The following is an 11756-nucleotide window of genomic DNA, read 5'->3' on the forward strand; positions in this document are numbered from 1 at the left end:
GCCGGTTCAGACTGAATCAAGGTCTTACATGACATAGATAATGAATAAAAGGAGCAGTATTGATGGCTAATTTTCTTAAAAATTTAATTGAAAATGATAAAGGCGAATTACGCAGAACAAGTAAAATCGCTGACGAAGTTATGGCTATGGAGCCTACTTACCGTGAAATGACTGATGAACAACTCCGTAACATGACTACTGAATTTAAAAACCGTCTCGCTAATAAAGAGACATTAGAGGACATTTTACCTGAAGCATTCGCTGTTGTAAGAGAAGCAGCTCGTCGTGTACTTGGATTATTCCCATATAAAGTTCAAATCCAAGGTGGAATTATTCTCCATGAAGGTAATATTGCTGAGATGAAGACTGGTGAAGGTAAGACGTTAACAGAAACAATGCCAGTTTACTTAAACGCGTTAGCTGGTAAAGGTGTTCACGTTGTAACAGTGAACGATTACTTAGCAACTCGTGACTCGAAAGAAATGGGAGAAGTGTACCGCTTCTTAGGCCTAACAGTTGGCTTGAACTTAAACTCAATGAACCCAAGCGAAAAACGTGAGGCTTATAACTCAGATATTACTTATAGTACAAATAACGAACTAGGCTTTGACTACTTACGTGATAATATGGTTGTTTACAAACACCAAATGGTTCAAAGACCACTTTATTACGCGATTGTCGATGAGGTTGACTCAATCTTAATTGATGAGGCAAGAACTCCTTTAATTATCTCTGGGCAAGCTGGTAAATCAACAGCTTTATATACGCGTGCCGATTACTTTGTTAAAGGGTTAAAAGAAGATGAAGATTATACAATTGATCTAACATCAAAATCAATCAACTTAACAGACGGCGGAGTGGATAAAGCAGAGAAAGTATTCCGTTTAGAAAACTTATATAACGTAGATAATACTGCACTTGTTCACCATATTGACCAAGCCTTACGTGCCAACTACATTATGTTAGTCGATATTGACTATGTAGTTGACGAAGGAAAAGTAAAAATCGTTGACGGCTTTACCGGACGTATCATGGAAGGACGTCGTTACTCAGATGGACTACACCAAGCGATTGAAGCGAAAGAAGGCGTAGACATTGAAGATGAGTCTAAGACTATGGCGACAGTAACGTTCCAAAACTACTTCCGTATGTACAACAAATTAGCTGGGATGACTGGTACAGCTAAGACGGAAGAAGATGAGTTCCGTGAAATTTATGCGATGAATGTTATTCAAATCCCAACAAACCGTCCAGTGATTCGTGATGACGCAGCGGATCTATTATTCCCGAACCTACGCTCGAAATTTAACGCAGTAGCGGATGAAATTATTCGCCGTCACGAAAAAGGCCAACCAATTCTAGTTGGTACGGTTGCGGTAGAAACATCAGAATATTTATCACAACTTTTAACTAGAAAAGGTGTACCGCATGAAGTATTAAATGCGAAAAACCACTTCAAAGAAGCAGAAATTATTATGCAAGCTGGTCAACGCGGTGCAGTTACAATTGCAACCAACATGGCTGGTCGTGGTACCGATATTAAACTAGGTAGCGGAGTGAAGGAGTTAGGTGGTTTATGTGTAATCGGTACAGAACGTCATGAGTCACGTCGTATCGATGATCAATTACGTGGTCGTTCGGGTCGTCAAGGTGACCCAGGTGCATCACAATTCTACTTATCATTAGAAGATGATTTAATGCGTCGTTTCGGTTCAGACCGTATTAAAGGACTCTGGGAGAAATTAAACGAAGACGAAGATGAGAACGATGTAGCAATTCAAAGCCGCATGTTAACTCGTCAAGTTGAATCAGCTCAAAAACGTGTAGAAGGTAATAACTATGATACACGTAAAAATGTTCTTGAATATGACGAAGTTATGCGTGAACAACGTGAAGTTATCTATGGACAACGTCACGAAGTGATTGATGCAGGTGAACCATTAACAGATTATGTCAAAGCAATGATCAAACGTACCATAGAACGCCAAGTTGCTTATGCAACCGAAGGTGAGAAAAAAGATTGGAAATTAGAATCTTTACTAGACTTCGCACATTCAGCGATTGTAAATCCAGAAACTTTAGAGTTATCAGACTTACAAGGTAAAAATAAAAAGGAATTAGTAAACTTCTTATATGAAAAAGCTGAAGAAGTATATAGTGAAAAAATCTCTCAACTTAATGGACCAGAACAAATTGCTGAGTTTGAGAAAGTAATTATCTTACGTGTTGTTGACTCTAAATGGACAGATCATATTGATATGATGGATCATTTACGTCAAGGTGTAGGACTAAGAGCATATGCCCAAACGAATCCATTAACTGAATACCAAACAGAAGGATTTGACCGCTTTGAAGAAATGGTTGCCGCGATTGAATATGATGTCACTCGCTTTATTATGAAAGCTCAAGTAAGACAAAATGTTGAACGTGAGCAAGTGAATAAACCAGGTGGAACAAACTAATTTTTGAATAAGTTAGCCGGCAGGGGAATTATCACTGCCGGTTTTTCTTTTACGAAAGATTATTATGGTGCTATACTACAAAGGAATTTAATTAGATGGAGTGAATAGAACGATGGAACTTTATGAAATGACACAATTTGTCGAAATTGCTCAAGAAAAGATGGATAGCTTTAGGGGGTCTCTTTGACTTAGACGCATTAGAAGCGGATATTGCAGATTATGAATATCAAATGAGTCAACCAGATTTTTGGGATGATAATGAGGTAGCTCAAGAAGTCATCCAAGAGTTAAACAGTAGTAAAGAAACATACCAAACCATTAGCTCACTTGAAGACCAAGTTGAAGAGTTGACGATGGCACTTGAATTATATAATGAAACGAAAGATGAAGAGATGTATCAAGAAGCTGAGGAATTAACTGAAGCTCTTTCTAAAGCCATAGATAGTTATGAAATAATGCTACTACTCTCTGGTGAATATGATAAAAATGACGCTATTCTTGAAATTCATCCCGGTGCTGGAGGAACTGAGTCCCAGGATTGGGGAAGTATGCTCCTTCGTATGTACCAAAGATATGCAGATCATAAAGGTTTCAGCGTTGAAGTCTTAGATTATCAAGTTGGAGACGAAGCGGGTATAAAAAGTGTCGTCTTAGAGATTAAAGGACATAATGCTTATGGCTTACTTAAATCAGAAAAAGGAGTCCACCGTTTAGTTCGTATCTCGCCTTTTGATTCAAATGCACGTCGTCATACTTCTTTTGCTTCTATAGAGGTAATGCCTTTGATTGACCAATCAGTTGAAATAAATATCAATCCAGATGATATTCGAATTGATACATATCGTGCAAGTGGTGCCGGTGGACAACATGTTAACAAGACGGATTCTGCTGTACGTATTACTCATATTCCAACTGGAGTGGTGACTCAAAGTCAGGCTCAAAGATCACAACTTCAAAACCGTGAACAAGCGATGAAACTATTAAAGTCGAAACTGCACCAACTTGAAGTTGAACAAAAAGCAAAAGAACTAGCTGAAATTAAAGGGGATCAAAAAGAGATTGGCTGGGGCTCACAAATTAGATCATACGTCTTCCATCCCTACTCAATGGTTAAAGACCACCGTACAAATTATGAAGTTGGAAATACCGATAAAGTCATGGACGGGGATTTAGATGATTTTATTGATGCCTATCTAAAATGGTCCATTGAATAATCTAATAGTTAGCAGTTTGTTATCACTGTGATACATATTTCATATACAATGGGACAGAATATTTTGAAAGTGAGGATAAGGACATGATTCAATTAACAAACGTATCGAAACGATATGAGAATGGTGTTGTTGCATTGAACGACATTAATCTACGAATCGAACAAGGCGAGTTTGCCTACCTCGTTGGACCGAGTGGGTCCGGTAAATCGACATTAATGAAAATTCTTTACCGTGAAGAAATACAAACGCAAGGAAAAGTCGTCGTAGGAAAATATCACTTAAATAGATTAAAACCAAAAGATGTCCCTATGTTAAGAAGACAAGTCGGGGTCATCTTCCAAGACTTTAAACTCCTTCCATCCCTAACGGCGTATGAAAATGTCGCCTATGCGATGGAAGTAACAGGGAAAAGTCGTAAAGAAATTAAAAAGCGAGTTAAAGAAGTTATGGAACTCGTTGGGTTAAGAACAAAAGTAAACCAATATCCAAAAGAGTTATCAGGTGGGGAGCAACAGCGAGTATCGATTGCACGTGCGATTGTTAATCACCCACGTATTCTCGTTGCCGATGAGCCAACCGGAAACTTGGACCCTGAGAATGCAATTGAGATATTTAGATTACTCGAACGCATTAACCAGAATGGAACCACTGTTCTCATGGGAACACATAATGACCATTTGGTTAATGAATTTAAGCACCGCTTAATTCGTTTAGAAAAAGGCAATCTCGTTCGTGATGAGTATGAGGGGGAATATAATGAAAAGCATTAGAAATTTCTTCAGACAACTCCGTAATGGTTTCCGTAATTTATTTCGTAATGGTTGGATGACTGCTGCCTCTATCTTAACAATGACAGTCACACTCTTAATGGTGGGTGGATTAATTATGCTCTTGAGTAACGTTGATAATATAACTCAAGATATCGAAGAAGGCGTTCAAATTCGAGCTCACATCGACCTAGCTGCAGATGAACAAGATGAAGCGGACTTACACCAAGCCATCGAAGAGATAGAGTATGTGTCTGATATAACGTATCGAACAAGAGAAGAAGAACTAGAGGACTTAATCGACCGGGTCGGGGAAGAGTTTGCTCTATTTAGTGATGATGCGAACCCATTATTTAATGTGTTTGTTGTATCTGTTGAAGATACAGAATATTTAGACGCTGTCACAGAGCAAATTAGTGAATTACCTTACGCTGTGGATGTCACTTATGGTGAAATTGATACGCAAAACTTATTGAGCACCCTTGAAATTGTCAGAGTTGTGTTTGCATTAATTGCAGCCGTTCTCGTTGTAATTGCAGTAGCGCTAATATCGAATACAATCAAGTTAACCATCTACGCACGGCAAACTGAAATTGAAATTATGCGCTTAGTTGGGGCACAAAATAGCTATATCCGCGCACCATTTGCTTATGAAGGAGCCTTTATAGGTTTAATTAGTTCGATCTTTGCCAGTGTCTTACTTTACGGAGCTTATGAAGGGATGCAAAGTGCCACCGTTGAGATTACAGGAGTAGAAGTCATTGCCTTTACACCAACCACACCATTTATTTATTATGTTGCGGGTGGTTTAGTCATTATAGGAATTTTATTAGGTGTTATCGGAGCAAGGCGGTCGATTAAACGATTTTTAAAATTTTAAATAGTCATATGAAAACTCAAAGATTATTAAAGCAAGAGCTTACGTAACCTTTGAGTTTTTTTTAATGGATAAGGTACAATATATACACAGAATGAATATTAAAAGAATGTTATAATAAAAAATGATGTAGAGTTTCCTGTACAAAATGGTTTGATACTTTGATAAGATAGGAGACACGAGCATTATTATAGTATATAGGTATGAACTGGAGGATAATTATGAAACATATTCTAGTTGTTGATGATGAGATTGCAATCTTAACATTATTAGAATACAACTTAAAAGAAGCCGGATATACCGTTGACACCGCCAATAATGGTGAAAGTGGATATAAGATGATAAAGACGAATGAATACGACTTTATTATATTAGATGTGATGTTACCAGGAATGGATGGTATGGATATTTGCCGTCGGGTAAGACAAGAGGATATAGATACACCGATTCTGATGTTAACTGCTAAAGATGACGAGTACGATAAGGTAATCGGCTTAGAGCTTGGTGCAGATGATTATATGACTAAGCCATTTAGTCCTAGAGAAGTAACGGCAAGAATAAAAGCAATCTTGAGAAGAACTGAAGCAAAACATATGTCAGAAAAAGACAGTGAACAAGCTCATCAAGAAGCAGTTGATGCTGAGTTACGTGAATTAGAAGATAATTATAATGACTACGAAGAAGATCGTTACTTATTACAAGATGAATCAGATTCAGTGATTAAATTAGGTGATATTGAAATTTACGCTGATCGATATGAAGTTGTCGTTCACGGCGATAAAATTGAAGTGACACCTAAAGAATTTGAGTTATTAGTTTATATGGCTGTTCGTAAAGGTCGTATCTTAAGTCGTGAACAATTATTAAATAGTATTTGGCGCTTTGATTATGCGGGTGAGACACGAATTGTCGATGTTCATATTAGTCATTTACGAGAAAAAATCGAAAAGGATACGAAAAATCCTGAATATATCAAAACCGTGCGAGGATTTGGGTATAAATTCGTGGTGCCAAAAGAATGATTTTTAACCAGAGATTACATAAACGCAATTCCCGAATTATTTTAATTGTGTGCGTAGTAATTGGAATCAGTATCTCTGGGTATTTTGTGAGACAACTTATTCATCGTTCAATATTACAGCCTTTGGAGACACGAGCTGAGATTCAAGCAGAATTTCTAGAAGATTTAGGAGTGAATGCTGAGAACTTTTCAGAAGTCGAGTTAAAAATTGAACCATTCAAGCGTACAGATAGCGCAGAATCAATTGTACTGAAAGATGGCGAAGTTATTTGGAATGATTTTGCTGAAAGAACCCGACTACAAACGGTTCGACAACAGTTAAAAGACTTTCCAAAAGATAAAGTGTCGAGCAAGGTATATCTAAATGGTTATGTTGTTTACACGCCAATCGAAGCAAATGATGGGACGTATCAGTTAGTAAAGTACTATAACAAGTCGTTGTTTCAAGATCAGTTAGATGACTTTTATTTGTGGATGGCAGTCATTATTTTCCTAATCTTACTTCTAATATACTTGGTGTATAGACATATAATCAACTTTGTTACAAAACCAATCGAAGCCATCAATTTAGCGGTTGAACATGTAGAAGATGATCAGTACCAATTTGAATATATACGAGGTAATTTACCCGTTATCGATAATTTAGGTACAAATATTTCGACATTAAAACAAGAGTTAAAAACCAAACGTGGTGATTTAAATGCTAGTGAGCAACGACTATCCTTATTAATGGGACATTTAAACTTGGGTGTAGTTTTAATAAGTAATTCTAGAAAAATCGAATTAATTAATTCTGAAGCGATGCAATTATTAAATATAGATATACATACAACGCAAAGATCTTTCCAGGCAGTAATTAAGAGTTATGTACTGGTAGATATGATTAATGAAGCACTTAAGACGCATCAGCCATTAAGCAATCACATCGAACTATATATTCCGACGTCTAAATTTATAGATGTGAATATTATTCCTTACGGGAAATCACCTGATGAGATTGAATCGATTCTTGTCTTATTGTATGACATTACACAAGTAAGACGCTTAGAAACAGTTCGAACAGAGTTTGTTGCGAATGCTTCACATGAGTTAAGAACACCAGTGACAGCAATCAAAGGTTTTGCTGAGACACTTTTAGATGGTGCTTTAAAGCAACCAGAGTTAGCGGAGAAATTTATTACAATCATTGCAAATGAAAGTAATCGGTTAGAGACGATTATTAGTGATATTTTAGAATTGTCTCGTGTTGAGAAGAAAAGTGAACCTATGGTTGTTAAGTCGTTTGAAGTTGTAGAGACCGTGAATAATCTAATTCAGTTCTTCTACAAACAGGCTGATAGGAAACATATTAGTATTTCAGTTGATGCTGAGAGACCTGTGATGATGAAGGCAGATCAACATCGTATTGAACAAATTTTTACAAATCTGATTGATAATGCCATTAATTATTCAGATGTCGATAGTGAGGTAAAAATTAATATTGAACAAGTTAATAATTCTGTACATTTTTCTGTTTCAGATAAAGGAATTGGAATTCCAAAAGCAGACCAAGAACGAATTTTTGAACGCTTCTATCGAGTAGATAAAGGGCGAAGTCGAAATTCAGGTGGAACCGGGCTTGGTTTATCAATTGTACGTAACTTAATTATGAACATGAACGGAACCATTCATGTTGAAAGTGAGGTGGGAATTGGTACCACATTCCATATCAAACTCCCTTTAGAATAATTTATTTCCCATTGAGTCAAGCTAAAAGTTATATTAAAAAAGCATTTAATAAAGCGAAAAAGTATGAGTCTCACCTATGCAATCTATATATTTTTAATCATAGAAATTATATGCAGAAAAATATATATAGATTCATTTGTGTAATTCGGTTGTAACAATACTTGATGATATAAAGTGTTTTTTTATTGTTGCAATTTTTCCCGAGTTCCCGTCTTTACAATGACTATAATAAACCGCTTTATAAATATTTACATAAAATTTACACAAAATTTACAATTGAGTTGTAAAATGAAGACGCAAGTATTCTATTACGGTACTTAATTGTAATGTAATTTATTTTTTTAAAGGAGATTCTGTATGCAGTCTAATTTTACTGAAACATTTATGAAATATGTTTTCATAGTGTGTGCGTCATTATCGATTCTTTCGATTATTTTAATATTCTACTTCATTTTTGAAGGTGGAGTACCTTTTATACTTGAAGAAGGAATTGGTAACTTTATTTTTAACGAGGTATGGCGTCCAACTGCTTCCAAACCTTCATTTGGTATCTTACCAATGATTGTTGGGTCACTTGTTGTTACAGCAGGAGCAATTATTATTGGGGTTCCAATCGGTGTTCTTTCTTCTATCTTTATGGCATTCTACTGTCCTGACTGGTTATATAAATTTGCAAAGCCTGCAATTAACTTAATGGCATCAATTCCATCTATTGTATACGGTTATTTTGCATTAAGATTATTTGTGCCATTCTTCCGTGATTTAATGGGTGGAACAGGGATGAATATTGTAACGGCTTCTACATTGTTAGGTATTATGATTTTACCTACTATTATTGGTTTGTCTGAGGCATCTTTACGTGCTGTTCCTAAAGAATACTACTCAGCGAGTGTTGGTTTAGGTGCTGATCATGACCGTTCAATTATGCGCGTTATTTTACCTGCTGCAAAATCAGGTATCTTATCTGCGATTATCTTAGGTATTGGTCGTGCGATTGGTGAGACAATGGCTGTTATTCTTGTAACTGGTAACCAACCAGCAATCCCTAACGATTTAAACCAAGGTGTTCGTACGTTAACGACGAATATTGTTCTGGAGATGGGTTATGCAAGTGGTCGCCATAGAGAAGCGTTAATTGCTACAGCGGTTGTATTATTTATCTTTATTATCCTCCTAAATACTACTTTCATGTTCGTTAAAAACAGAGGAGGGAACGACTAATGACTAAAAAAATCAGCTTTTTTAAAATATTAGTATGGGCAGCAGGTTTATTTACATTAGGTATGTTACTTTTCATTGTAGGTTATATCTTCTATAATGGAATACCTCATTTATCTGCATCAATGTTTGAATGGGATTATACGACTGATAATGTGTCTATGATGCCGTCAATTATTTCAACATTAATTATTATTGGTGCATCATTACTCATTGCAGGTCCAGTAGGAATCTTTACTGGGTTCTACTTAGTAGAATACGCTGATCAAAAAAGTAAATTCTTACCAATTATTCGTTTAGCAACTGATACATTAGCGGCAGTTCCATCAATTGTTTACGGACTGTTTGGTATGCTTTTATTCGTATATCAGTTTGAGTGGGGATATTCTCACTTTGCGGGTATTTTAACGGTAACAATTATGATTTTACCAATCATCATCTCATCTACTGAAGAAGCATTGCGTTCGGTCAATGATTCTTTACGTATGGGTAGTTATGGTTTAGGAGCAGGAAGATTAAGAACAATCTTTACTGTCGTTCTGCCAGTTGCGATGCCAGGTATTCTTTCCGGAGTTATCTTAGCAATTGGACGTATTGTCGGTGAGTCAGCAGCATTTATCTATACTTTAGGATCATCATCAAGTATGATATCATCACTAGGAGATTCAGGTCGTACTCTTGCGGTTCACATGTATATGTTATCTCAAGAAGGACTTCACGTAGATGAGTCATATGCTGTTGCATCGATTCTAATATTAATTGTTCTATTCATTAACGGCTTATCAAATTTAATTGGTAATCGACTAGGCTCTGGAGGGAAATAAAAAATATGGCTAACACAAAATTTAAAATTAAAGACTTAGACTTTTATTACGGTGATTTTCAAGCGTTAAAAAATATTAATATGGATATTGAAGAGAAAGTAGTTACAGCATTTATCGGACCTTCAGGTTGTGGTAAATCAACATTTATCAAAACATTAAATCGTATGCAAGATTTAGTATCATATGCTCGTGTGGATGGATTAATTTCTTTAGATGGTCAAAATATCTACGAAAAAGGCTATGACGCTAATTTATTACGCAAAAAAGTTGGTATGGTGTTCCAACATCCAAACCCATTCCCAAAAAGTATTTATGACAACATTGCTTATGGACCTAGAACTCACGGGATTAAAGATAAAACTCAACTTGACCAAATTGTTGAAGAAAGTTTACGAGCAGCAGCAATTTGGGATGAAGTAAAAGATAAATTAGATAAAAATGCAACAGCAATTTCTGGTGGACAACAACAAAGAATTTGTATTGCACGTGCGATTGCTAACGATCCAGAAGTATTACTTATGGATGAGCCAACTTCTGCACTTGACCCAATTTCTACTGGGAAAATTGAAGAACTTATTTCTGAATTAAAAGAGAAATATACGGTTGTTATTGTTACTCATAATATGCAACAAGCTGCACGTATTTCTGATAAAACAGCATTCTTCTTAACTGGGGAAGTCATTGAATTTGATGATACTGAGAAAATCTTCATTAACCCGTCAGAACAACGCACTGACGATTATATTTCAGGTCGCTTCGGTTAATTTTATTTAAACTAATACGTATATTTTCTAGGAGGAAAAACAGTGAGAGAAGCATTTCAAGAAGAATTAGAAAAATTTTTGGATAAATTAATTATGTTAAGTAACTTCGCTAATGAGTCATTACATAAAGCGATTAAAGCGTTTGACGAAAATGATAATGAATTAGCGCACGAAGTAATTGCTGATGACCTAAGAATTAATGCTTTAAGTGTTGAAATCGAAAGAGATGCATACCTTCTAATAGCATTACAACAACCAGTGACTGGAGATTTAAGAAAAATCTTTACAGTATTTTCTGCAAATTCAGATGTAGAACGTATCGCTGACCATGCAACATCTGTTGCTAAGACTGTCATTCGTCGTAATCCTGACGAAGAAAAAATCGAGCGCCTAGATGATATTGTTAAACAAATGGGTGAGCTTGCTCAAGAGATGATTACTGATGTCATTCAAGCATTTGTTAAGGGTGATGTTAGAGCAGCACGTAAGATTGCTGACCGTGATAATGAGTTAGATGCTCTACAACAACAAATTTATGGAATTGCTGCACAAACAATGGAATTTGATACTGAAGTAATTATCGGAGGTATTAACTATATTGGTGTTGCAAATAACTTAGAACGTATCGGAGATTATGTGACTAATATTTGCGAAAGAATTGTGTACTTACACTCAGGAGACATCGTAGAATTAAACTAATGGCATACCCATCCCCTCTTCATTAAGTTAAGGCTTAATAAAGAGGGGATTTTATTGGTTCTTGAATTTTTGGTGTTGGTGAGAGAAATCTCACTGACACCTTTTTTTGTATGTACACAAAAGCCAGTGAATTCCTATATAATAAAGTTACCATACATTACTAAAAGGAGAATTCACTTGGC

Annotated in this window: 10 protein-coding genes; all 10 read left to right on the forward strand. The window is 35.9% G+C overall.

Going from position 1 to position 11756, the window contains the following annotated elements; translation table 11 throughout:
* Positions 1–62 precede the first annotated feature (62 nt).
* The 10 genes from secA to phoU all read left to right on the forward strand — a co-directional run bounded on the left by secA (position 63) and on the right by phoU (position 11574).
* The gene (gene secA, locus ACEN4N_RS04615) at positions 63–2462 is read left to right on the forward strand and encodes a preprotein translocase subunit SecA (RefSeq protein WP_407093774.1); all 2400 of its coding nucleotides are present in this window, start codon (positions 63–65) and stop codon (positions 2460–2462) included.
* Positions 2463–2574: 112 nt separating this feature from the next.
* Positions 2575–3676, forward strand: a protein-coding gene (gene prfB, locus ACEN4N_RS04620) for a peptide chain release factor 2 (protein WP_407089452.1) whose coding sequence is annotated in 2 segments (ribosomal slippage) — positions 2575–2646 and positions 2648–3676 — 1101 coding nt in all. Because the reading frame shifts where the segments join, the coding sequence is not laid out codon by codon here.
* A gap of 83 nt (positions 3677–3759) precedes the next feature.
* Positions 3760–4446: a cell division ATP-binding protein FtsE gene (ftsE, locus tag ACEN4N_RS04625; protein WP_338490112.1), complete on the forward strand. Its 687-nt coding sequence runs from the start codon at positions 3760–3762 to the stop codon at positions 4444–4446.
* Positions 4433–5323: a permease-like cell division protein FtsX gene (gene ftsX, locus ACEN4N_RS04630; protein WP_407089453.1), complete on the forward strand. Its 891-nt coding sequence runs from the start codon at positions 4433–4435 to the stop codon at positions 5321–5323. Before ftsE ends, ftsX begins: the two co-directional genes overlap by 14 nt.
* Before the next feature lie 218 nt (positions 5324–5541).
* Complete coding sequence (locus ACEN4N_RS04635) at positions 5542–6342, forward strand: response regulator transcription factor (RefSeq protein ID WP_231606915.1); 801 nt, start codon at positions 5542–5544, stop codon at positions 6340–6342.
* Positions 6343–6389: 47 nt separating this feature from the next.
* Complete coding sequence (pnpS, locus tag ACEN4N_RS04640; RefSeq protein WP_407093775.1) at positions 6390–8069, forward strand: two-component system histidine kinase PnpS; 1680 nt, start codon at positions 6390–6392, stop codon at positions 8067–8069.
* A gap of 357 nt (positions 8070–8426) precedes the next feature.
* Positions 8427–9290: a phosphate ABC transporter permease subunit PstC gene (gene pstC / locus ACEN4N_RS04645; RefSeq protein WP_338490102.1), complete on the forward strand. Its 864-nt coding sequence runs from the start codon at positions 8427–8429 to the stop codon at positions 9288–9290.
* Positions 9290–10111: a phosphate ABC transporter permease PstA gene (pstA, locus tag ACEN4N_RS04650; RefSeq protein ID WP_407089456.1), complete on the forward strand. Its 822-nt coding sequence runs from the start codon at positions 9290–9292 to the stop codon at positions 10109–10111. Before pstC ends, pstA begins: the two co-directional genes overlap by 1 nt.
* A gap of 5 nt (positions 10112–10116) precedes the next feature.
* Positions 10117–10875 carry a phosphate ABC transporter ATP-binding protein PstB gene (gene pstB / locus ACEN4N_RS04655; protein WP_407089458.1) on the forward strand — a complete coding sequence of 253 codons (759 nt, stop codon included), beginning with the start codon at positions 10117–10119 and terminating at the stop codon, positions 10873–10875.
* Between the two features lie 42 nt (positions 10876–10917).
* Complete coding sequence (gene phoU, locus ACEN4N_RS04660; protein WP_407089459.1) at positions 10918–11574, forward strand: phosphate signaling complex protein PhoU; 657 nt, start codon at positions 10918–10920, stop codon at positions 11572–11574.
* Positions 11575–11756: the final 182 nt, after the last annotated feature.

It is taken from the genome of Ruoffia sp. FAM 20857, assembly GCF_045528645.1.
Lineage (GTDB): Bacteria > Bacillota > Bacilli > Lactobacillales > Aerococcaceae > Ruoffia > Ruoffia halotolerans.

Bases quoted from the DNA above. Each gene is read 5' to 3' on its own strand.
- ACEN4N_RS04635 (WP_231606915.1), top strand. From the start codon at position 5,542: ATGAAACATATTCTAGTTGTTGATGATGAGATTGCAATCTTAACATTA.
- pstC (WP_338490102.1), top strand. From the start codon at position 8,427: ATGCAGTCTAATTTTACTGAAACATTTATGAAATATGTTTTCATAGTG.
- pstB (WP_407089458.1), top strand. From the start codon at position 10,117: ATGGCTAACACAAAATTTAAAATTAAAGACTTAGACTTTTATTACGGT.
- secA (WP_407093774.1), top strand. From the start codon at position 63: ATGGCTAATTTTCTTAAAAATTTAATTGAAAATGATAAAGGCGAATTA.
- ftsX (WP_407089453.1), top strand. From the start codon at position 4,433: ATGAAAAGCATTAGAAATTTCTTCAGACAACTCCGTAATGGTTTCCGT.
- pstA (WP_407089456.1), top strand. From the start codon at position 9,290: ATGACTAAAAAAATCAGCTTTTTTAAAATATTAGTATGGGCAGCAGGT.
- ftsE (WP_338490112.1), top strand. From the start codon at position 3,760: ATGATTCAATTAACAAACGTATCGAAACGATATGAGAATGGTGTTGTT.